Origin of the sequence: Thioalkalivibrio sp. ALE16 (assembly GCF_000381305.1) — a bacterium.
Lineage (GTDB): Bacteria > Pseudomonadota > Gammaproteobacteria > Ectothiorhodospirales > Ectothiorhodospiraceae > Thioalkalivibrio.
This window is the reverse complement of record NZ_KB906360.1, coordinates 19,515-41,817: the sequence shown is the minus strand read 5'-3', so window position 1 is coordinate 41,817 and position 22,303 is coordinate 19,515. Positions and strand designations below refer to the sequence as shown.

16 protein-coding genes and 1 tRNA gene are annotated in these 22,303 nt (G+C 65.7%); 10 read left to right on the top strand and 7 right to left on the bottom strand.

Annotated elements, in window-relative coordinates; genetic code table 11:
- Positions 1-225: 225 nt before the first annotated feature.
- From gltB to F627_RS16915, 7 genes are all read left to right on the top strand, one after another.
- Entirely contained in the window at positions 226-4,689 is a 4,464-nt protein-coding gene (gene gltB / locus F627_RS0107340) for a glutamate synthase large subunit (RefSeq protein WP_019583678.1), read from the top strand.
- 128 nt (positions 4,690-4,817) lie between these two features.
- Positions 4,818-5,216, top strand: a complete 399-nt coding sequence (locus F627_RS0107335; RefSeq protein WP_018865577.1) for a nucleotidyltransferase family protein — start codon at positions 4,818-4,820, stop codon at positions 5,214-5,216.
- Entirely contained in the window at positions 5,201-5,611 is a 411-nt protein-coding gene (locus F627_RS0107330; protein ID WP_018865576.1) for a DUF86 domain-containing protein, read from the top strand. Before F627_RS0107335 ends, F627_RS0107330 begins: the two co-directional genes overlap by 16 nt.
- A gap of 66 nt (positions 5,612-5,677) precedes the next feature.
- The gene (gene dnaG, locus F627_RS0107325; RefSeq protein ID WP_018876533.1) at positions 5,678-7,459 is read left to right on the top strand and encodes a DNA primase; all 1,782 of its coding nucleotides are present in this window, start codon (positions 5,678-5,680) and stop codon (positions 7,457-7,459) included.
- A 215-nt stretch (positions 7,460-7,674) separates the two neighbouring features.
- Positions 7,675-9,585 carry an RNA polymerase sigma factor RpoD gene (gene rpoD, locus F627_RS0107320; protein WP_018865574.1) on the top strand — a complete coding sequence of 637 codons (1,911 nt, stop codon included), beginning with the start codon at positions 7,675-7,677 and terminating at the stop codon, positions 9,583-9,585.
- A gap of 104 nt (positions 9,586-9,689) precedes the next feature.
- Positions 9,690-9,766 (top strand) — tRNA-Ile (locus tag F627_RS0107315).
- A gap of 139 nt (positions 9,767-9,905) precedes the next feature.
- On the top strand, positions 9,906-11,174 hold the full coding sequence (locus tag F627_RS16915) for a hypothetical protein (protein ID WP_155987103.1): 1,269 nt from the start codon (positions 9,906-9,908) through the stop codon (positions 11,172-11,174).
- Between the two features lie 447 nt (positions 11,175-11,621).
- Here the strand turns inward: F627_RS16915 and F627_RS0107305 are convergent, their stop codons facing one another.
- The 7 genes from F627_RS0107305 to F627_RS0107275 form a co-directional block, all read right to left on the bottom strand.
- Positions 11,622-12,050 (bottom strand): hypothetical protein, encoded by a 429-nt coding sequence (locus F627_RS0107305; RefSeq protein WP_019583676.1) that lies wholly within the window; start codon positions 12,048-12,050, stop codon positions 11,622-11,624.
- A 211-nt stretch (positions 12,051-12,261) separates the two neighbouring features.
- Complete coding sequence (locus F627_RS0107300) at positions 12,262-12,963, bottom strand: hypothetical protein (RefSeq protein ID WP_019583675.1); 702 nt, start codon at positions 12,961-12,963, stop codon at positions 12,262-12,264.
- Between the two features lie 19 nt (positions 12,964-12,982).
- On the bottom strand, positions 12,983-15,118 hold the full coding sequence (locus F627_RS0107295; protein WP_042835179.1) for an adenosylcobalamin-dependent ribonucleoside-diphosphate reductase: 2,136 nt from the start codon (positions 15,116-15,118) through the stop codon (positions 12,983-12,985).
- A gap of 107 nt (positions 15,119-15,225) precedes the next feature.
- A complete protein-coding gene (locus tag F627_RS0107290; RefSeq protein WP_019583673.1) occupies positions 15,226-15,945 on the bottom strand; it encodes a 2OG-Fe(II) oxygenase in 720 nt (239 codons plus the stop codon).
- 118 nt (positions 15,946-16,063) lie between these two features.
- Positions 16,064-16,822 (bottom strand): molybdopterin-binding protein, encoded by a 759-nt coding sequence (locus F627_RS0107285; protein ID WP_019583672.1) that lies wholly within the window; start codon positions 16,820-16,822, stop codon positions 16,064-16,066.
- Positions 16,823-16,856: 34 nt separating this feature from the next.
- Complete coding sequence (gene hemH, locus F627_RS0107280) at positions 16,857-17,951, bottom strand: ferrochelatase (RefSeq protein WP_019583671.1); 1,095 nt, start codon at positions 17,949-17,951, stop codon at positions 16,857-16,859.
- Positions 17,952-18,064: 113 nt separating this feature from the next.
- Positions 18,065-18,646, bottom strand: coding sequence for an HNH endonuclease (locus tag F627_RS0107275; RefSeq protein WP_018876543.1), 582 nt, complete (start codon positions 18,644-18,646; stop codon positions 18,065-18,067).
- Between the two features lie 378 nt (positions 18,647-19,024).
- On the opposite strand from F627_RS0107275, the gene F627_RS0107270 reads away from it, so the two are divergent.
- The 3 genes from F627_RS0107270 to F627_RS0107260 are packed head-to-tail and all read left to right on the top strand — an operon-like array spanning position 19,025 to position 21,851.
- Positions 19,025-20,158 (top strand): NAD(P) transhydrogenase subunit alpha, encoded by a 1,134-nt coding sequence (locus F627_RS0107270; protein WP_038037147.1) that lies wholly within the window; start codon positions 19,025-19,027, stop codon positions 20,156-20,158.
- Entirely contained in the window at positions 20,155-20,466 is a 312-nt protein-coding gene (locus tag F627_RS0107265) for an NAD(P) transhydrogenase subunit alpha (RefSeq protein ID WP_017942675.1), read from the top strand. Before F627_RS0107270 ends, F627_RS0107265 begins: the two co-directional genes overlap by 4 nt.
- Positions 20,463-21,851, top strand: coding sequence for an NAD(P)(+) transhydrogenase (Re/Si-specific) subunit beta (locus F627_RS0107260; protein ID WP_019583670.1), 1,389 nt, complete (start codon positions 20,463-20,465; stop codon positions 21,849-21,851). Before F627_RS0107265 ends, F627_RS0107260 begins: the two co-directional genes overlap by 4 nt.
- Positions 21,852-22,303 lie beyond the last annotated feature (452 nt).

Here is a 22,303-nt window from a genome sequence, read left to right as displayed (position 1 = left end):
GAAAATGCCTTGACCTTCTTCGTGCCTTCGTGTGCTTCGTGGTGAATAGCCTCGCCGGGCTTTACCTGCGCGGGTGTCGTGTCTTTTTGACCGGGCCCGGTTTGCCGGCAGAATGGCGGTTCGCTATATTCCTGCGCCTTTTTTCGTGTTCTTGTTCCCAGGGACGGCCCTGACCCACGTACCGCGCCCGCGCAAGGCCCTGCGCGCTGCGACCGGAGTTCACCGATGCGACAGAACCAACTGAACGGCACCCTCTACCGCCCCGAATTCGAGCGCGACAACTGCGGCTTCGGCCTCATTGCGCACATGGACGGCGTCGCCAGCCACTGGGTGGTGGACACGACAATCAAGGCACTGGAACGCATGACCCACCGCGGCGCGATCGCCGCGGACGGCAAGACCGGCGATGGTTGCGGGCTGCTGATGAAGGCCCCCGAGGCCTTCCTGCGCACCCTGGCCTCGGAGTCGAACATCGAGCTGGCCGAGCGCTTCGCCGCCGGTATCGTGTTCATCAACCCGGAAAAGATCGCCGAGACGCGTGCCGCCGTGGAGAACGCGATCGAGCGCGGCCCGCTTACGCTTGCCGGCTGGCGCGAGGTCCCGGTCAACCCGGAAGACGCCTGTGGTGCCGAGGCCCTGAAGAGCCAGCCGCACATCCTGCAGGTGTTCATCAACGCCCCGGCCGACATGGACGGCGATGACTTCGAGCGCGCCCTGTTTGTGGTACGCCGCCGCGCCGAGATCGCGATGGGCGACGACCCGGTGTTCTACGTGCCGAGCCTGTCCGCGCGCGTGGTCTCCTACAAGGGCCTGGTGATGCCGGAAAACCTGCCGGTGTTCTACCGCGACCTGCAGCGCCCGGAGCTGGAGACCGCGATCTGCGTGTTCCACCAGCGCTTCTCCACCAACACCTTCCCGCAGTGGGGCCTGGCGCAGCCGTTCCGCTTCCTCGCCCACAACGGCGAGATCAACACCGTGCAGGGCAACCGCAACTGGGCGGTCGCACGCCAGCACAAGTTCGCCACCGAGAAGCTGCCGGAACTGGCCGAACTGGAGCCGCTGGTCAACCTGGAAGGCTCCGACTCGCAGAGCCTGGACAACATGCTGGAGGTCCTCCTGGCCGGCGGCATGGACCTGTTCCGCGCGATGCGCCTGCTGGTCCCGCCGGCGTGGCAGAACGTCGCGCACATGGACTCCGACCTGCGCGCCTTCTACGAATACAACTCCATGCACATGGAGCCCTGGGACGGCCCGGCCGGGATCGTGCTGACCGACGGCCGCTACGCCGCCTGCACCCTGGACCGCAACGGCCTGCGCCCGGCGCGCTATGTGATCACCAAGGACCGCCACATCACCCTGGCCTCCGAGATCGGCGTGTACGACTACGCCCCGGAGGACGTGGTCGCCAAGGGCCGCCTGAAGCCCGGGCAGATGCTGGCCGTGGATACCGAATCCGGCGAGCTGCTCCATCCCGAGGACGTCGACCGCATCAACCGCACGCGCCAGCCCTACCGCCAGTGGCTGCGCGCCCACGAGAAACACCTGAAGAGCCAGCTGGACGACAACCAGCTGTTCTCCGGCGAGCCGATGCCGGCCGAGCGCCTGGAGACCTACGAAAAGCTGTTCGACGTGACCTTCGAGGAGCGCGACCAGATCCTGCGCGTGCTGGCCGAGGCCGGTCAGGAGGCCGTGGGCTCGATGGGCGACGACACCCCGTTCGCGGTGCTGTCGCAGCACACCCGCTCACTGTACGACTACTTCCGCCAGCAGTTCGCCCAGGTCACCAACCCGGCGATCGACCCGCTGCGCGAGAGCATCGTGATGTCGCTGGAGACCTGCTTCGGCCGCGAGCAGAACCTGTTCGAGGAGACCCCGGACCACGCCCACCGCCTGGTATCCGACTCCCCGGTGCTGTCCGAGGCCAAGTTCCGCGAACTGTGCAACCAGACCGAGGACGCCTTCCGCGTCGAGCGCATGGACCTCAACTACGACGTCCATGCCGGCTCCCTGGAAGACGCCGTGAAGGCCCTGACCGCAAACGCAGTCGAGGCCGTGCGCGGCGGTGCCGTGGTGCTGGTGCTGTCGGACCGCGGCATCGACCCGGAACGCCGCCCGATCCCGGCCGCGCTGGCCGTGGGCGCGGTGCATCACGCGCTGATCCGCGCCAAGCTGCGCACCGACGCGAACATCGTCGCCGAGACCGCCACCGTGCGCGACCCGCACCACTTCGCGGTCCTGCTCGGCTTTGGGGCCACCGCGATCTACCCGTACCTGGCCTACTCCGCGCTGCACGGCATGTGCGAATCCGGCGAGATCCCGAACGCCGACCCGCTGACCCTGGCGCAGAACTACCGCCGCGGCATCAACAAGGGCCTGTTCAAGATCCTGTCGAAGATGGGCATCTCCACCATCGCCAGCTACCGCGGCGCGCAGCTGTTCGAGATCGTCGGCCTGGCCGACGAGGTCGTGGACACCTGCTTCACCGGCACCACCAGCCGCATCAAGGGCACCCGCTTCGCCGATATCGAGGCGGACCTGGAGACGCTGTCCAAGCGCGCCTGGAACCCGCGCAAGAGCGCCGGCCAGGGCGGCCTGCTGAAGTACGTCCACGGTGGCGAGTACCACGCCTACAACCCGGACGTGATCCAGACCCTGCACCGCGCCGTGCAGTCCGGCGACTACGGCGTATACCAGGAATATGCAGACCTGGTGAACGAACGCCCGGTGACCGTGCTGCGCGACCTGCTGAAGGTCCGCGACGACATCGAGCCGATCGCGCTGGACGAGGTCGAGCCCGAGGCCGAGATCCTGCCGCGCTTCGACTCCGCTGGCATGAGCCTGGGCGCGCTGTCGCCGGAGGCCCACGAGGCCCTGGCCACCGCGATGAACCGCCTAGGCGGGCGCTCCAACTCCGGCGAGGGCGGCGAGGCCGTCTCCCGCTACGGCACCGAGCGCATGTCCAAGATCAAGCAGGTGGCCTCCGGCCGCTTCGGCGTGACCCCGCACTACCTGGTCAACGCCGAGGTGCTGCAGATCAAGGTCGCCCAGGGCGCGAAGCCCGGCGAGGGCGGCCAGCTGCCGGGCCACAAGGTCAACAAGATGATCGCGGAGCTGCGCTACTCGAATCCGGGCGTGGCCCTGATCTCGCCGCCGCCGCACCACGACATTTACTCCATCGAGGACCTGGCGCAGCTGATCTTCGACCTCAAGCAGGTCAATCCGGATGCGCTGGTCTCGGTGAAACTGGTCTCCGAGGCCGGGGTTGGCACGATCGCCGCCGGCGTGGCCAAGGCCTACGCCGACCTGATCACCATCTCCGGTTACGACGGCGGCACCGGCGCCAGCCCGCTGACCTCGGTGAAGTACGCCGGCACCCCGTGGGAGCTGGGCCTGACCGAGACCCACGCGACCCTGCGCGGCAACGACCTGCGCGACAAGGTGCGGCTGCAGACCGACGGCGGCCTGAAGACCGGCCTCGACGTGATCAAGGCGGCGATCCTGGGTGCGGAGAGCTTCGGCTTCGGCACCGGCCCGATGGTCGCGCTGGGCTGCAAGTACCTGCGGATCTGCCACCTGAACAACTGCGCAACGGGTGTCGCCACGCAGGACAAGGTGCTGCGCATGAACCACTTCATCGGCCTGCCCGAGATGGTCATGCACTACTTCCAGTTTGTCGCCCGCGAGACCCGCGAGTGGATGGCGAAGCTGGGCGTGCGCAGCCTGACGGATCTGATCGGCCGTACCGATCTGCTGGAGATCCTGCCGGGCGAGACGCCGAAGCAGCAGCACCTGGACCTGAACGGCCTGCTGGCCAGCGGCGACCTCGCCGACAAGCCACGCTTCTGCAAGGAGCCGAAGAACGAGCCGTTCGACAAGGGCGAGCTGGCCGAGAAGATGGTGGCCGAGATGCTCGAGGCGATCGAGAACAAGGCCGGTGGCGAGTACCGTTTCGACGTTGCCAACACTGACCGCTCGATCGGCGCGCGCCTGTCCGGCGAGATCGCCAAGCGCCACGGCAACCAGGGCATGTCCGATGCCCCGATCACCGTGCGCATGAAGGGCACGGCCGGGCAGAGCTTCGGCGTCTGGAACGCCGGCGGCCTGCACCTGTACCTGGAAGGCGATGCCAACGACTACGTCGGCAAGGGCATGACCGGCGGCAAGCTGGTGATCCGCCCGCCGGAAGGCTCGGGCTTCGCCAGCCAGGACACCACCATCATGGGCAACACCTGCCTGTATGGCGCGACCGGCGGCAAGCTGTTCGCCGCCGGCCAGTGCGGCGAACGCTTCGGGGTGCGCAACTCCGGCGCGATCGCCGTGGTGGAAGGCATCGGCGACCACGGCTGCGAGTACATGACCGGCGGCGTGATGGTGGTGCTGGGCAACACCGGCATCAACTTCGGCGCGGGCATGACCGGCGGCTTCGCGTTCGTGCTGGACCGGGAGAACGACTTCCCGGACCGCATCAACAACGAGCTGATCGACCTGCACCGCCTCGACACCGAGGACATGGAGGCGCACCGCAACTATCTCGAGGAACTCATCACCGAGTTCGTGCACGAGACGGACAGCGCCTGGGGCCGCGAGATCCTGGAACGTTTCGACGACTACCAGGGCTCGTTCTGGCTGGTGAAGCCCAAGGCCTCCGAACTCCGGGGCCTGCTGGCCAACCTGCGCCAGGCCGCCTGACCCGCCACCCGGCGGCACGACGACGCGGGCCCCTCACGGGGCCCGTTTTGTTTTGGCCCGTCTCAGTGCGGAACCGAGGCGTTTGGAGAACCGTCGGGCAAGCCGATACTCCTGCTAGACTCGAGGCCATGGAAACGAGAGCCGAAATTGCGGATATCCGGCGCACGCTGGAACAACATCCGGAACTGGAGCTGGCCATCCTGTTCGGATCGCTGGCTCGCAGCGGCGCACGGTTCGACAGCGACCTCGACCTCGCCGTCAGCGCCGGATCGCCTCTGGATACCCAGGCACGCATCGAGCTGATCGATGCCCTGGCCGCGGCCACCGGGCGTCCGGTGGACCTCGTGGACCTGACTCAGGCGGGCGAACCCCTGCTGGGCGAGATCATGACTCGGGGCATCCGCGTGCTTGGCAGCGACGAGACCCACGCGCGCTACCTGACCCGTCACCTGATCGAGCAGGCCGATTTCCTGCCCTACCGTAATCGCATCCTGGCCGAGCGGAGAGACGCGTGGACCCGCGCGTAGTCGAGCAGAAACTCGAGACCCTACGGTACTGCGTTAACCGGGTCAGCCAGCGTTGCCCCGCCACGGCCGAGGAACTGGCCCGGGACCCGGACACTCAGGACATCATTGCCCTGAACTTGTCGCGCGCCGTGCAGCAATGCGTAGACATCGGGGCACACCTGGTCACCTCGCTCGACCTCCCGCCGCCCAACACCATGGGCGAGACGTTCGACCGCCTCGTCGAAGGCGGCGTGATCGAGCAGACCCTGGCCGAGCGACTCAAGAAGGCGGTCGGCTTCCGCAACATCGCCGTGCACAACTACGAACGCATCAACTGGGACATCACCCACTCGGTCTGCTCCCGGCATCTGGATGATTTTCGGGCCTTCGCACGCGTGGTTTCCGACCGCATCTGACCCACAAGCCGCGGCAGCCGGTATCATCCGGATACCCCCACGGCTCAGGCACCCCAGCAGACCCCCATGGCAGGCCTCATTCCACAGGCATTTATCGACGAGCTGCTCGAGCGCAGCGACATCGTCGAGGTGATCCAGCGCCGCGTGAGCCTGAAGAAGGCCGGGCGCGAGTTCGCCGCCTGCTGTCCGTTCCACGGCGAGAAGACGCCGTCGTTCTATGTCTCGCCGCAAAAACAGTTCTATCACTGCTTCGGCTGCGGGGCGCACGGCACGGCCATCAGCTTCCTGATGGAGTACGAGAACCTGAGCTTCCCCGAGGCGGTGGAGCAGCTGGCCGAACAGGCCGGACTGGAGGTCCCGCGCGAGGCCGGAGGGGACGACAAACGCGAGGCCCACGCCCCGCTGTACGAGGCCCTCAACGCGGCCGCCGACTACTACGTGCAGCAGCTGCGCCAGACGCCGAAGGCAGTCGAATACCTGAAAAACCGTGGCATCGACGGCACCACGGCCCGCGACTACCAGATCGGCTGGGCCCCGCCCTCGGGCCTGCTTGAGGCCCTCAAGCCCCGCTTCACCCCGCAGCAACTGGTGGATGCCGGGCTGGCCGCGCGCCGCGACGACGGCGGCATCCGCGAGCGCTTCCGCGGGCGCATCATGTTCCCGATCCGCGACCGGCGCGGGCGCATTACCGGCTTCGGCGGGCGCCTGATTGAAGACGGCGAGCCGAAGTACCTGAACAGCCCGGAGAGCGAGGTCTTCCACAAGGGACAGACCATCTACGGCCTGTTCGAGGCCCGCAAGGCCGGCACCCGGCTGGATGACATCGTGGTGGTTGAGGGCTACATGGACGTGGTCGGGCTGGCCCGCGCCGGTTTTCGCCGAGCGGTGGCCTGCATGGGCACCGCCCTGACCCGCGCCCACCTGGACAGCCTGTTCCGCCAGGTCTCGCGCATCACCCTGTGCTTCGACGGCGACGCCGCCGGGCGCCGCGCGGCCTGGCGCTCGCTGGCCGAGGCCCTGCCCGCGATCCAGGGCCTGCGCGAGGTGCGCGTGTTGTTTCTGCCCGAGGGGGACGACCCCGACAGCCTGGTGCGGCGTGACGGCCTCGCCGGCTGGGAGGAACGGCTGGCCGGTGCCCTGCCCCTGTCCGAGACGCTGGTCCGGCTGCTGCGCGAGGAGCACCCGACCGACACCGCCGAAGGCCGCACCCGCTTCGCGCATGCCGCGATGAAGCTGGTCGCCACCACGCGCGATCCCCTGTTCCGCGACCAGTTGGTCGAACGCATCGCCGAGGAGACCCATCTGAGCCACGAGCGCCTGGAACAGGTCTTGTCCGAGCAGCCCCCCGAACCCGCCCGCGCGACGGCCTCGGGTTCGGGGGGCGATCTTCCGGCCAACCCCACCGCCAGCCGGGCACCCGGCGGCGAAAGCCCGCCGGCCCTGTGGGGCGCCCTCCTGGCGCGTGTCCTGCAACACCCGGAACTCGACTGGTCGCAGCCGGAGATCCGCCAGCTCGTCGAACTGCCCGGCGTGGCCGCGGCCACCCTGCGCGAGCTCCTCGCCGCCCTGGACGAAAATCCCGAACGGCATACCGCCGGGCTGCTGGAACGCTTCCGCGAGGAACGCCACTTCCAGCGCCTGATGGCCCTGGCCCACCAGGCCCTGGACGACGGCGAGGTGGCCGTCACCCGGCAGACGGCGCTGGACTGCGCCCGCCAGCTCCTGCGCCAGCACTACCGTTCGCGAATTCGTGAACTGACTCGCCCCGGCACCGAGCTGGGGACGGAACAACGCGCCGAGCTCGCCCGTCTTACCGAGCAGCTGCAGCGATTCGACCGGCCGCAATAGCCAGCCCGGGCCTTGAAGCGGACGCAATTGCCCGCATTGTTCAGACAGCCGGAGGGCGCCACATGGCGCGCCGCGCAGGGACTTGACCGCAATCAGCGTCCGGCCACCGGCAATATAAGAATCTTCTGCTACAATACAGGATTGATTTTTCTGCGCCCCAATTTCCTAGAGCCGTCGTGTAGCGGCTCGACCAAGCACCTCGGAGTACGACCGCAATGAATCGTGAAGAGCAGCAATCCCAGCTCAAGGAACTGATTGCCAAGGGCAAGGAGCAGGGATACCTCACGTATACCGAGGTGAACGACCACCTGCCCGACTCGATCATCGACTCCGACCAGGTCGAGGACATCATCGCGATGATCAACGACATGGGCATCGCGGTGCACGAGCAGGCCCCGGACGCCGACAGCCTGCTGCTGTCCGACGGCTCCGTCTCCGCCGACGAGGACGCCGAGGATGCCGTGGCCGCGCTCGCCTCGGCCGATTCCGATTTCGGTCGCACCACCGACCCCGTGCGCATGTACATGCGCGAGATGGGCACGGTCGAGCTGCTGACCCGCGAGGGCGAGATCCGCATTGCCAAGCGCATCGAGGAAGGCCTGATGCAGGTCCTGTTCGCGCTGGCTCACCACCCGGGCGCGATCGAACGACTGATCCACGAGTACGACCAGATTGTCGAGAACAACGGCCGCCTGACCGACCTGGTGGTCTCCTTCATCGACCCGAACGACCACGCCAACGGCGAGGCCGTAGCCCGCGGCCTGGTGACGCCGGAACAGGCGCAGAAGGCCCAGGACGAGCAGAAGGCAGCCGCCGCGGCGGCTGCCGAGCAGCAGGCCAGCGCCGAGCTGGATGCCATCGTCGACGAGGTGGAGGACGCCGAGGAAGACGAAGAAGCCGCCGAACCGGTCGACACCGGTCCGGACCCGGAAGAGGCCCGCGAACGTTTCGAGAAGCTGCGCAAGCTGCACGCCAAGGCCCACAAGGCCTTCGAGAAGGGCAACCGCGAGGCCTACGCCGTCGCGCGCGAGGCCACCGCCAAGTACTTCATGGAGTTCAAGCTGGTCCCGCGCATGGTCGACCAGCTGACCACGCAGCTGCACGGCAGCATCGACCAGATCCGCCGCCACGAGCGCCGCATCATGGCGCTGGCCGTGGAACAGGCGCAGATGCCGCGCAAGACCTTCATCGACAGCTTCCCCAAGAACGAGACCAACCTCGACTGGATCAAGGAAGCCTGCAAGGCCAAGGGCAAGTACACCACCGCCCTTGCCGAGCACGAGGACGAGATCGTGCGCCTGCAGAAGAAGCTCGCCGAGATCGAGCACGAGGCCAGCCTGAACATCTCCGAGATCAAGGAGATCAACCGCCGCATGTCCATCGGCGAGGCCAAGGCCCGCCGCGCCAAGAAGGAGATGGTCGAGGCCAACCTGCGCCTGGTGATCTCCATCGCCAAGAAGTACACCAACCGCGGCCTGCAGTTCCTCGACCTGATCCAGGAAGGCAACATCGGCCTGATGAAGGCGGTGGACAAGTTCGAATACCGTCGCGGCTACAAGTTCTCGACCTACGCCACCTGGTGGATTCGCCAGGCCATCACCCGCTCCATCGCGGACCAGGCCCGGACCATCCGTATCCCGGTGCACATGATCGAGACCATCAACAAGCTCAACCGCGTCTCCCGCCAGATGCTGCAGGAGATGGGCCGCGAGGCCACGCCGGAAGAGCTGGCCGAACGCATGGAGATGCCCGAGGACAAGATCCGCAAGGTACTCAAGATCTCCAAGGAACCGATCTCCATGGAGACCCCGATCGGCGACGACGAAGACTCCCACCTGGGCGACTTCATCGAGGACGAAAAGGTCGCCTCGCCGTCGGATTCCGCCGCGCAGGAAAGCCTCACCGAGGCCACCCGCGAGATCCTCTCCACGCTGACCCCGCGCGAGGCCAAGGTCCTGCGCATGCGCTTCGGCATCGACATGAACACCGACCACACCCTCGAGGAGGTCGGCAAGCAGTTCGACGTCACCCGCGAGCGCATCCGTCAGATCGAGGCCAAGGCCCTGCGCAAGCTGCGTCACCCGACCCGCGCCGAACTGCTGCGCACCTACACCGACGCCGAGTAACCGGCGTCCCGGCCGGACGGCCGGAACCTGCCCTGCCGCTGCGGCGCCATCTCTCCCTTTCCGGGTAGAATGGCGCCGCAGTCGTTTGTACCCTCCCCGAATACGGGCCTGTAGCTCAGTTGGTTAGAGCAGGGGACTCATAATCCCTTGGTCGCTGGTTCGAGTCCAGCCGGGCCCACCATTTTTTCAATGCCTTACAACCACACTCCCCCCCACCGCCTCTCCGTGTAGGCGACTTGTAGCCGCTACATGCCTCGGAGCCCTCGCGATGCGCAACCGAATCGCCTAAGCTCGAAGCAAACGCCAATCGGAAGCTCCTTGTGACAGCAGAAATCGCGATTCTTAACCGATCATCCGTAGCTCTAGGCGCGGATAGTGCAGCAACTGTCACCTTCTCCCGCGGTCAATTCGAACAGGAGAAAAAGGTCTTTAAGGGTGCCAACAAGATCTTTTCGCTCTCACACCAACAACCTGTCGGGGTAATGATCTTTGGTGACGCTAGCTTCATGGGGGTTCCCTGGGAAACCCTCGTTAAGTTGTATCGCGAAAACCTAGGCTCGCGAGCTTTCAGCTCATTGTCTGAGTACCCCGAAGACTTTTTCTCGTTCCTCGAGAACCACCCACACCTTTTTCCAGCGAAAGCCCAAGATGACGCGATCTTCCATGAGGTCGCCCAGTATGCGTTGAATATGCAAGCGCACGCCGAACAAGGGGCCAAGGGGCAGCGCCAGAAGAACCGCGCTCTCCGAGACCTTATCGACCATCATTACAAGAAAATGAAACGGGCCCCTTTGCTCAACAACATAACAGAAAAAGAGTTCAAGTCTGTCAGCGAAAAACATAAAAGTAACATTCAGTTTATTATAGATAAGGTTTTCGAGTCCTTTACTGTTAGCGAGGCCAACAAAAAGAAACTGAAGTTCATCTTTGCATCCGCATTCACCCGCCTCTGGTCGGACCATGGACCTTCCGGAATTGTCTTCGCTGGATTTGGAAAAGACGAACATTTTCCACAGCTAAGGGCTTTCAGGTGCCGCGGGATATACGAGAATCGCTGCAGCCGAGTTCCGGCCGAAAGCGAAACAATTTCTCGTGACCAGAGCTCTGCCGTCGTTCCGTTTGCTCAAACCGAGATGGTGCAAACATTCATGCTCGGCTACGATCCAGAGCTTGTTCCGATCGTCGACGCCACGATGAAGAAGGCGCTAAAACAACTGATCAACGAAACCAAGCAACAAACAGGCGACCAAAATCTATGCAACCACCTATCGTCTCTATCGAAAACAATAATCGATACTTTCAGCGATCAATTTAATAAGTGGGTTCAAGTCAACCATCTTAGTCCAATTTTGCGGATTGTCGACGTGCTAGCCAAAGACGAACTAGCGGAGTTGGTCGAGACACTAATCACTATGGAGTCTCTGAAAAAACGCATCACAGCCCCTGTCGAATCAGTTTCCGGACCTGTTGACGTCGCGGTTATATCTAAAGGGGAAGGGTTAATCTGGATTCGACGCAAGCATTATTTCGACCCCGAAATCAACCTCCCCTATCGCGAGAGGGTAAAAGGAGTTGTTAACGATGGCTAAAACTACAAATAGGACGAACACCACCAGAATGAACGCTAGGACAAGTGGTTTGGCGAGATCGTTCGGACATGATCGATCTAGACTAGAATATGATTCTTTTATTGGTTTATCAGCTGAGGAATTTGCTGACAGGGTCATAAACCTTTCCGTGAGTGAAACTCGGGCTCCGGAGGCGCGACAACGCGCGGATGAGAAACGCTCATGACTCTAAAATGGGCGTACAGTTACTGACAGAACTCCAAGGCGGGACGCCCTACGGGCGCCCCGCTACCGGGCGCAACTCCCAGGTGTGATGGCGGGCCTTGACGGCAACTGAAGCGTCCGGCGTTTCGACCCCAAGCACTTGGTCGCCCTTCTCTTCCCCGAGGCCCCCCGGAGGGTCAGACCTTGCCTTTTGCCTCACTGATTAAGGCGGGCCAAGAGGCAAAACCTGACCAAGACTAACGTTCAGGCCGTCTCGGCGGTGACGAGGCCGCGCTGGAGGTCGACGGTGATCCGCTGGCCTTCGATGACCGTGGCGCAGGCCAGCAGGAAGATTTCCACGAACTCGTTGCGCTCCTCCTCCGGCATCTCCGAGGAGGTATTGGAACCATTGAAAGTGCCGAACATGGTGTCGTGGGCGCCGGCCGAGTAGAGAATCAGTCGCTGCATGGCGGCCTGGTCGTCCGGCGATGGGGCCGCGGTATCCAGGACCGGCTCGTCCAGCTTCTGCTTGATGGTGGAATAGAGATGAAACAGATATTCCGCCGCGCTCTGGCGTCCTCGCCGATCCTGCAGGGTGAAGTCGGCGGAGACCGCCTGCCCACTGCGGGCGCGCAGCACGATGTGCTTTGGTTCAGGCTGGTCGTCGGCGTACGGGTTAAGGATGTTGGCCACGGGGTCTCCGGGACGGAATGCACGAGCCGGGGAGACTACGAGACCCCCTTCGAGATTTCTACGGCGGCCCCGCAAGGCAAGGGGTTATCCATGCGGCTTCAGGGCTGGGTGAGCCTTTGGTCGATCGAGGGTCGACGCCTGGTACGCGGTTCGTTTTCTTCGTTTCAGAGTCGCCAGCCGTTCGGCTCCCGTCCGCCTTCGCCCGAAGGCACTAGCACTTCGAATAGCCGCAGTCACGGCAGGTCGGGCAGCCGTCGATGATTTCGAGGTGGCCATCGCACTGCGGGCAGGAGGCGGCGGGGGTGGCCACCCGATGCGGGGCTTCCAGGGTGGCGTTGTCTTCCGGGGTCCGGTCCCGGTCGCGGTAGTTGGCGACCAGTTCGCGTAGCGGGCGGGGGTGGCCGTCGGGGTCGAGGAAGCCGCGGCGCTGGAGGATGCGTTGCAGGGCGTGGGCGATCGCGGCGACCTCGGAGGGGTGGTACAGCGGTTTGCCGTATTCGTTCTCGCCGCAGCGGACCGGGCCGCGGTCCCAGGTGACCTTGCGCAGGTCGCGCAGGGCGCGGGCGGCGTAGCCCCCGCGGGCCGCCAGCGACAGGCTGCGCATGGTCGCGGAGATCCACTGGTAGGACTCGGAGTGCTGCCCGGTGGGCAGGAAGAACTCGATCGGGCGCTCGATGGTCACGCGCTCGCCGCTGACCGTGCCGGAGACGGCCACGAAGCTGACCACCAGGTAGACGGTCTGCGGCCCGTCCTGGGTCCAGTAGCGCACCTTCTCAGTGACCGACTCGAGTTCGCCCTCGGGGCGCGACGGAATGCGCTTGCCCAGCGGGTGATCGTCGCTGCCGGACGCGCCCTCGCCCTGCGGGGCATCCGAGCGGCGAAAGGCGATGATGGGCTGGTCGATCCGGTGCATCGTGTCCTCCCCGACGGCGTCAGACGTCGTCGTAATAGCCCTCGTCCAGCGCGGCGAAGAGATTGGCAGCGGTGTGGATCTGGCCTTCGTATTCGACCTCTTCGTCGCCGCGCAGGGTCAGCTCCCTGCCGTCCGCCAGGGTGAAGGTGTACCAGGTACTGCGCAGGCGTTCCGGGTCCACCAGCACGCCCATCTGGGCCTGCGGGTTGGGCCGGTAGGTGGTGCAGCCCTTGAGCCCGGCGCGCCAGGCCTGCAGATAGACCTGCTGGAAGTCCTCGAACGGGATATCGGTCGGGACGTTAAGCGTCTTGGAGATGGCCGAGTCCACCCACGGCTGGGCGGCGGCCTGCATGCGGATGTGGGCGTCCACACTGACCTGGTCCGCGGTGATCGCGTTGGCGGGAAGACCCCCCGGCCCTGCCTCGGCATCGACCAGGGCGCGGTAGGCCAGCAGTTCGTAGGAATAGCAGTCCACCGCCTCGCGGGTACGCCGCCCGGGGCGACGGATGTTGCGCGTGGTGTGGTGCAGAAAGGTCGGCTCGATGCCGTTGCTCGCGTTGTTGGCGACCGAAAAGCTGATGGTGCCGGTGGGCGCGATGGAGGTGGCGTGGGTAAAACGCGCGCCCTCCTCGGCCAGTGCCGCGACCAGCGCCGGGTCCTCCTCGGCGATGCGTCGCATGTAGGGGCTGAAGCGCGTATGCAGCTCCCGCCCCTTCAGCACGTCATCGACCTGATAGCCGGCCTCGGCCAGCGCCGGCTGGCGCCGGAGCATGTCTGCGGTCAGCGTGAAGTCCTCGTCCATGATCGGCGCCGGGCCCTTCTCGCGCGCCAGCTCCAGCCCGGCCCGCCAGCTCTCCAGCGCGAGGCGTCGACAGACCTCTGCGGTGAAGTCGGCGGCCGAATCCGAGCCGTAGGTCTCCCCCAGCATTGCCAGCGCCGACCCGAGCCCGAGGATGCCCATGCCGTGGCGGCGCTTGCGCAGCATCTCGGCGCGCTGCTCTGGCAACGGCAGCCCGGAGATATCCGCGACGTTGTCCAGCATGCGCGTGAACACGCGCACCACCCCCTCGAAGCGCGCCCAGTCGAAGGCTGCGTCGGCGCCGAACGGCGCGGAGACGAACCGCGTCAGGTTCACCGACCCCAGCAGGCAGGCCCCGTCCGGCGGCAGCGGCTGCTCGCCGCAGGGGTTGGTGGCGCGGATCACCTCGTCGAACCAGGCGTTGTTCTGGCGGTTGACCTGATCGACCAGGATGACGCCGGGTTCGCCGACGTCATAGGTGCTGCGCATCAGGGTGTCCCACAGCTCGCGGGCGCGCACGCGGCGGTAGATACGGCAGGCGACCCGGCCCTGGTCGTCGACGCGGTAGCCGTCCTCGACCACCGGCCAGTCGCGATAGACAAGCTCGGATGTCGCCACCCGGTCCTGCTCGACGGGCAGCAGCGGGAAGGCGAGCGCCCATTCGTCGTCGCGCTCCACGGCCTCCAGAAAGGCATCGCGCACCAGCACGGACAGGTTGAACTGGGTCAGCCGCCCCTTGCAGCGCTTGGCGAGGATGAAACGCTCGATATCCGGATGACCGATGTCCAGCGTTGCCATCTGCGCCCCGCGGCGACCACCGGCCGCGCCGATGGTGCGGCAGGTCTGGTCGAAGATCTGCATGAACGCGACCGGGCCGTTGGTCGGCGCGCCCGCACCCGCGACCAGCGCACCCTTCGGGCGCAGGGTGCTGAAGTCGTAGCCGATCCCGGCCCCGGCCTTGAGCGTCAGGCCGGCGGCGGTATTGGCATCGAGGATGGCCTGCAGCGAGTCCCGGATCGTGCGCGATACGGTGCAGTTGATCAGTGTGGTCTGCGGCTTGTACACCTCGGCCCCGGCATTGGCCAGTATCCGCCCAGCCGGGATGGCGCCATTGTCCAGCGCCCAGCGGAACTCGCGCTCGATCGGCGCGCGCTTCTCCGGCGCCTCGACCGCCGCGAGGGCCAGGGCGACACGGTCGAACATCGCCTCGACCGAGGCATCCACCGGCTCGCCCCGGGCGTCACGCAACTGATAGCGCTCGGCCCAGATCGAAGCCGAAGAGGGCTGCAGGGGCACGTCAGGCGACGTGTCTCGGGGGAGGCGATTGTTGCCCTGCCTTTGCCGGCTCTTGCCCATATTGGCCCGCCGCGTTGCGCTCGACCGAAGGGCGCTGAGGCCCTCTCCCGATCATGGGCGCCGGCGCCGCAGGCTGCAAGAACGCGCCGCGACCGGTTTCAGAAGCGTCAGAAGCGGTCGAGCCCGGCGAGCGGGTTGGCAAGCTCGCGTACGCGCATCCAGGAGGCGATGCTGGCGCGCCAGCGGTGGGTGGGCAGGACCGCGTGCGGCACGGTCTGGCTCAGGAACATCACCAGCGTGCCAGCCGTCGGCTGGATGCGCTGGCATTCGCGGCCGGCATCGTCATAGATCGCGAGCTGGCCGCCGTCCTGCTCGTGCCAGTCGCGGTTCAGATAGAACACCAGCGACAGCCGGCGGCAGTTGCCGGCCTGGAAGGCATCCACATGCCGGGCGTAATGGGTGCCGGGCGGGTACAGGGCAAAGTGCGATTCCGTCTCGAACAGGCCCGGGATCAGCGACCGGCCCACCTCCAGCCGTATCGCATCCAGGCGCTCCATGAACGCCTGCTGGGCCGGGCTGGCACCATCCAGCCAGTGGATCCAGTCACCGCGGGTGGCCCGGTCGCGATGGCGCTCGCCACCCCGACCGATCCGCGCCTGCGCCAGCTGCGCGGCATCACGCAGGGCGTAGATCTCGTCATGCAGCGCATCGACCGTGTCCTCGGGCAGGAAGTCGGGCCAGACACACCGCTGATCGCGCATCAGCGCATCCAGCCAGCCTGCCGGCTCACGGCCCTCGGGAACCGGGGATTCGATGACCGCTGGCGCGCGGGACGGGAGCGTGTCGGCAAGGTCCGACCACTCGGGGCCGGGAACGGGCAGATTCACGGGCGGGGTCTTCCATTCGGGCCGCCAAAGCGGCACACAGGCGGGTGCCTGCAAGGCAGCAATATACCGCGCCCGGCCCGGCGCGCAAGCACTTTCGACGGAGTCTGCTCGAACGGCGTCAGTGGCTCAGGAAACCGCCGGCGATCAGGTGCTGCCGCAGTGCGGCCTGACCCTCGGTCACACGGGTGCGCGGGCCGCGCAGGCCCAGTTCGACCTGCGGGGCATTGCGGTCCATACGCGGCAGGCAGGAGATGCGCAGATCGGGGAAGGCCGCCTCCATCGCTTCGAGGATCGGGACCAGTCGGCTCTCGGTCACGTTCTCCAGCCGCAGCACCTCCTCTACCGCGCCCGCCTCGGCGTTACGGTCGGGGAAACGCTGATCCAGCACCCAGCGCACCATCGGCTCGGCCATCACCGGGAAGCCGGGCACGCAGTGGTGGCGTTCGCAGCTGAAGCCGGGGATGCCGTTGACCGGGTTCGGGATCAGGCTAGCGCCCTCCGGTAGCTCGGCCATGCGCACGCGGTGCGGCCAGGCCTCGACGCCGAAGCGCTCCTCGAGGATCGCCATGAACTCGGGGTGTGGCACCAGCGGGCGACCCAGCGCCTCGGCCAGGCAGGCGCGGGTGCGATCATCCGGGGTCGCTCCGATACCGCCGAAGCTGAACACCTCGGCTCCGCTTGCCAGGGTTTCGCGGAACGTCTGCACCAACAGGCGAGCGTTGTCACCCACGATCCGAATCCACGATAGCTCCAGGCCCTTCTCGGCGAGCGCCTCGGTCAGGTGCGCCTGGTGCCGGTCCCGGCGCTTGCCGCTGAGGAGTTCGTCGCCAATGATCACGGCGCCGATCTCGATCTCGCCCGGCTCCCGTTCAGCCATCACGGGTCCGTCCATCGCCCCGGCCTTCGCCACGTTACTGTTTGGCGCCCAGCGCGAGCGCGCGCTCGCGGGCCGCGGCACGCGCCTCGGGGGCGTTGTCCGGATCGTTGAGCCACGGCGCCAGATGCTGGTGCAGCAGCCCGGCCAGGAAGTCGAGGTGGTCGGCGCGGTCGTTGAGGGCCGGGATGTAGTGGAAGCGTTCGCCACCGGCCTCCTGGAAGATCTCGCGATTCTCGTCGCCGATCTCCTCGATCGTCTCCAGGCAGTCGGCGGAGAAGCCGGGGCAGATTACGTCCACCGAGCGCACGCCCTGCCCCGGCAGGGCCTCCATGGTCTTGTCGGTGTAGGGCTGCAGCCACTCCTCGCGCCCGAAGCGCGACTGGAAGGTGACCTGCCACTGGTCTTCATTCAGCCCCAGCGCCTGCGCCAGCTTGTGCCCGGTGGCATGGCACAGGCAGTGGTAGGGGTCGCCCTGCAGCAGGTAGCGCTTGGGGATGCCGTGGAAGGACATCACCAGGCGGTCGGCCTGGCCGTGCTCCTGCCAGTGCTCGCGCACACTGCTGGCCAGGGCCTTGATGTAGCCGGGCTGGGCGTCGTAGGCGGCGATGAACTGCAGGTCCGGCACCCAGCGCCAGCCCTTGAGCACATCGGCGACGGCATCGAAGGTGGAGCCGCTGGTGCTGGCCGAGTACTGCGGGTACAGCGGCAGCACGACCACGCGGCGCACACCCTGGCGGCGCAGCTCGTCCAGCCCCGCGGCGATCGACGGGTTGCCATAGCGCATGCCCAGCGCAACCGGGATCGCCTCCCCTGCCTGCTCGGCCAGGCGGCGGCGCACACCCTCGGCCTGGCGCTTCGAGATCGCCAGCAGCGGCGAACCTTCGTCGGTCCACACGGTGGCGTACTTGGCGGCCGAGCGCTTCGGACGGATGTTGAGGATGACGCCGTTAAGGATCAGCCACCAGATCGGGCGCGGGACCTCGACCACGCGCGGATCCCAGAGAAACTCCTTCAGGTAGCGGCGCAGGGCGGGCGCGGTGGGTTCGTCCGGCGTGCCGAGGTTGGTCAGCAATACGCCGACGTCGCGCGCCTGGCCGTGACGATAATCCGCTTCTCCGAAGTACTTCATGGTGCTCCTTGCCGACATGAGGGGACGCTGACTCCCTGTCGGAGTGGCGCAGCGCCATTTGGTTCAGCGGTCAAGGATAGCGCGCCGGCGACCCGGGGGCAGCCAGCGCCGGTTCAGCCCAGACGGCCGCGCAGGGGGCTGGTGCGCGGGAAGTGCGCCTGCAGGAATTCCATCTGGTCGGCCAGCACGCGCTTGCCCTTGAGAAAGATGTACTCCGCGTGGGTTGGCGTGAACGGGATGGCCAGCAGTTGCATCCCGGCCTCTTCCGGCGTGAACCCGGCCTTGTGGTTGTTGCAGCGCTTGCAGGCGGTGACCACGTTGGTCCACGTGTCCTCGCCGTTCTGGCTGATGGGGGTCACATGGTCGCGCGACAGGTCGCGTTCGTAGAAATGCTGGCCGCAGTACAGACAAAGATGGGCATCGCGGCGGAACAGGGTGGTGTTGTTGAGCGGAGGGATGTAGTTGTTGAAACGGGACTGGCGGGTGCCATGGGTCGCGATGATCGAGTTGACCTCGACCCGCGACTGCAGCCCGGTGCGGGCGTTGATGCCGCCGCGCATGCGATAAAGCGGGCTGCCACAGGTGTAGGCCACCTGCTCGGTGTAGTAGAGGCGCACGGCCTGCTCCAGGCCGATCCACTCCAGCGGCATGCCCGCGGCGTCCGTGCGCAGGACCTGATGCTCGTTCGGCAACATGACCCGTCCCGTCTCAAGGAAACACGGATTTGCTCACGCGGGGTCGAGTGAACAAATCCATGCCCCCTTTGGGAGACGCTGATTGAATCGCACGCCCGCGTCTCCCTCAGCGCAACACTGACCGGAAAAACAATAAACAGCCTTCGAGAACAAAGCAATTACAACGCCATGACCCGAGGTATCGTACGCTCCGCGGCCCGGAACAAGACCCTGCAAGCGCAGGACACGGTTTAAGCACGGGGGCGATTCCGCTACACTCGCGGGTCGTTTTTTGTGCGGCATGCCCGCTTCAGGCGTGCCGCATCCGATTTCACCACCCGCGAGCGCGGCTGATCGTCCCAGGGGAGTACCGGGACGTTTGGCCCGGGGAGAGAGCGCATGGCAATCAAATTATCCGTTCCCAAGGAGTCCGCCAGCGGCGAACGTCGCGTGGCCCTGGATCCGACGGTGGCGGCCAAGTTCAGCGATCTGGGCGTCACCGTGCAGCTGGAGAAGGGTGCCGGCTCCAATGCCCATTTCCCGGACACGGCCTACGAGAAGGCCACCGTGGTCGATACCGAGACGGCCTACGGCCAGTCGGACCTGATGGTCCGCGTGGCCCCACCGACGGTGGAAGAGGTCAACCAGCTGCCGGAGGGCTCCACCGTCGTCAGCCTGTTCCATGCCCACCGCAATCCGGACGTGGTCAAGGCGATGCAGGAGCGCAAGATCCTGAGCTTCGCGATGGAGCTGATCCCGCGCATCTCGCGCGCCCAGAGCATGGACGTGCTGTCGTCGCAGGCGGCCGTGGTCGGCTACAAGGGCGCGATCATGGGCTCGGATCTGTCCTGCCGCTTCTTCCCGATGCTGACCACCGCGGCCGGCACCATCCGCCCGGCCAAAGTCATCGTGATCGGCGCCGGCGTGGCCGGGCTGCAGGCGATCGCCACGGCCAAGCGCCTGGGCGCGATGGTCGAGGCCTATGACGTGCGCTCCGCCACCAAGGAGCAGGTCGAGTCGCTGGGTGCGAAGTTCCTCGATCTGGGCGTCTCCGCCGAGGGTGAAGGCGGCTACGCCCGCGAACTGACCGCGGAAGAGAAGAAACAACAGCAGGATGCCCTGGGCGAGTTCATCTCCAAGGCCGACGTGCTGATCACCACCGCCGCGATCCCGGGCCGCGACGCGCCGAAACTGGTCCCGAAGGACATGGTCGAGGGCATGAAGCCCGGCGCGGTCATCATCGACCTGGCGGCCGAGGGTGGTGGCAACTGCGAACTGTCCAAGCCGGGCAAGACCAGCAAGCACAAGGGCGTGGTGATCCACGCGCCGCTGAACGTGCCCTCGCAGGTGCCGCTGCATGCCTCCGAGATGTATGCAAAGAACCTGCTCAATTTCCTCACGCCGATGATCGCCGAGGGCGGCGAGTTCCAGCCGGACTGGGATGACGAGGTCATCGCCAAGAGCGTGCTGACCCGCGACGGCGAGATCGTGCACGAGGCCACCCGCGAGGCCCTGAAGGGAGCGAACTCATGATCATCGAAGGCTTTATCGCGCTGTACATCTTCATGCTCGCGGCCTTCACCGGCTACGAGATCATCTCCAAGGTGCCGGTCATCCTGCACACCCCGCTGATGTCCGGTTCCAACTTCGTCCACGGCATCGTGCTGGTCGGGACCATGGTCGCGCTGGGCCATGCCACGACCCCGCTGGAACAGGCCATCGGCTTTGTCGCCGTGATCCTGGCCGCGGGCAACGCCGTGGGTGGCTACGTCGTCACCGAACGCATGCTGGAGATGTTCAAGACCAGCAAGAAGGACGACAAGAAGGGAGATAACGCATGAGCATGATCATCAACCTCGCCTATTTTGCGGCGGCGGTACTGTTCATCGTCGGCCTCAAGCAGATGTCCTCGCCGACCACCGCGCGGCCGGGCATCATCTGGGCCGGCGTGGGCATGGTGATCGCCACGCTCGTGACCTTCGTGCATCCGGAGATCTCCGGTGGCGTGAACTACACCCTGATCATCCTGGGTATCGCCATTGGTGGTGCGCTGGCCTGGTGGAGCGGCAAGAAGGTCGCGATGACCGACATGCCGCAGATGATCGCGCTGTACAACGGCATGGGCGGCGGCGCCGCGGCCGGTATCGGTGCGATCTACCTGCTGCAGGCGACCCCGGAAACGGTCAACAACACCGGCCTGGCGATCGCCGTGACCGGCTCGCTGATCGGCTCGGTGGCCTTCTCCGGCTCGCTGGTGGCCTACGCCAAGCTGCAGGGTCTGATGAAGAAGACCTTCACCTTCGCGGGCCAGCAGGTCGTGAACATCGCGATCTTTGCCATCACCGTAATCCTCGGCTTCATGATGGCCACCGGCGGCGGCGAGATCGGTTCGGTGACGCTGCTGCTGTTCTTCGTCCTGGCGCTGGCCTTCGGCATCCTGATGACGCTGCCGATCGGCGGCGCCGACATGCCCGTGGTCATCTCGCTGTACAACGCCCTGACCGGCCTGGCGGTCGGCCTGAAGGGGATCGTGCTGGACAATCCGGCGCTGATGATCGCCGGTATCGTGGTCGGCGCGGCCGGTACGCTGCTCACGCAGCTGATGGCCAAGGCGATGAACCGCCCAATCAAGAACATCCTCTTCAGCCAGTTCGGCGGCTCCGCCGGCGGCGCCGAGGAAGAGATCGAAGGCACGATGAAGGAGATCCAGGCCAACGATGCCGGGATCATGATGGCCTACGCCGAGAAGGTCATCATCGTGCCGGGCTACGGCATGGCCGTCGCGCAGGCGCAGCACAAGATCTGGGAATTCACCCAGCTGCTGCAGAAGCGCGGCGTGGACGTGAAGTTCGCGATCCACCCGGTCGCGGGCCGCATGCCCGGGCACATGAACGTGCTGCTGGCCGAGGCCGGCGTGCCCTACGACATCATCTTCGACCTCGACGAGATCAACGAGGAGTTCAAGACCGCGGATGTCGCGATGGTGATCGGCGCGAACGACGTCGTGAACCCGGTGGCCCGGACCAACCCGGAATCGCCGATCTACGGCATGCCGATCCTGAACGCCGACCAGGCCCACAACGTCATCTGCGTGAAGCGCGGCAAGGGTTCCGGTTTCTCGGGCATCGAGAACCACCTGTTCTACGCCGACAACAACCAGATGCTCTACGGCGACGGCCAGAAGGTGGCCGCCGAGCTCGTGGCATCGGTCAAGGCCCTCGGCTAGTAGCCCGCCCCAAATGCGAGATCCGGATACGGGTCGCGCCACCGAAACCCGGCCAACCGCCTCGCGGTGCCGGGTTTTTTGTTGGCTCGGGAAACACTGCTCAATGTACACACTGGCGCTCGAGTCGCTTTTGCGTGCGCATGAATCACTGTTTCCTCAAGACCCGATGAACCCCCGGGACGGCGTCACAATTGTACACACCCTGTACAGACTACCCACAAGCGATGAAACCAACGGCCGCTTAGCACACAGAGCGCGCACTCCGTTTCACATAAAGATCGTAACTCTCTGTTTCTTCGATTCTTTTGACTTCTGGTCGATTTTTGGCCAATCCAAGACGCCCCCAGCAGTAACAAGCATTTAGAGCCCTTCCCCCCGTTTCACCCACAGAGTTATCCACAGCTTTTGTGGATAACAACCCGACCCGCCCTGAGACAACCGACTCCCCCTTC

Coding starts and splice junctions, on each gene's coding strand:
- F627_RS0107335 (WP_018865577.1), top strand. CDS start 4,818: ATGGAAACGAGAGCCGAAATTGCGGATATCCGGCGCACGCTGGAACAA.
- gltB (WP_019583678.1), top strand. CDS start 226: ATGCGACAGAACCAACTGAACGGCACCCTCTACCGCCCCGAATTCGAG.
- F627_RS0107275 (WP_018876543.1), bottom strand. CDS start 18,646: ATGTTGCCGAACGAGCATCAGGTCCTGCGCACGGACGCCGCGGGCATG.
- F627_RS0107300 (WP_019583675.1), bottom strand. CDS start 12,963: ATGCACCGGATCGACCAGCCCATCATCGCCTTTCGCCGCTCGGATGCC.
- F627_RS0107285 (WP_019583672.1), bottom strand. CDS start 16,822: ATGGCTGAACGGGAGCCGGGCGAGATCGAGATCGGCGCCGTGATCATT.
- F627_RS0107260 (WP_019583670.1), top strand. CDS start 20,463: ATGAGCATGATCATCAACCTCGCCTATTTTGCGGCGGCGGTACTGTTC.
- hemH (WP_019583671.1), bottom strand. CDS start 17,951: ATGAAGTACTTCGGAGAAGCGGATTATCGTCACGGCCAGGCGCGCGAC.
- F627_RS0107265 (WP_017942675.1), top strand. CDS start 20,155: ATGATCATCGAAGGCTTTATCGCGCTGTACATCTTCATGCTCGCGGCC.
- F627_RS0107270 (WP_038037147.1), top strand. CDS start 19,025: ATGGCAATCAAATTATCCGTTCCCAAGGAGTCCGCCAGCGGCGAACGT.
- rpoD (WP_018865574.1), top strand. CDS start 7,675: ATGAATCGTGAAGAGCAGCAATCCCAGCTCAAGGAACTGATTGCCAAG.
- F627_RS0107295 (WP_042835179.1), bottom strand. CDS start 15,118: ATGGGCAAGAGCCGGCAAAGGCAGGGCAACAATCGCCTCCCCCGAGAC.
- dnaG (WP_018876533.1), top strand. CDS start 5,678: ATGGCAGGCCTCATTCCACAGGCATTTATCGACGAGCTGCTCGAGCGC.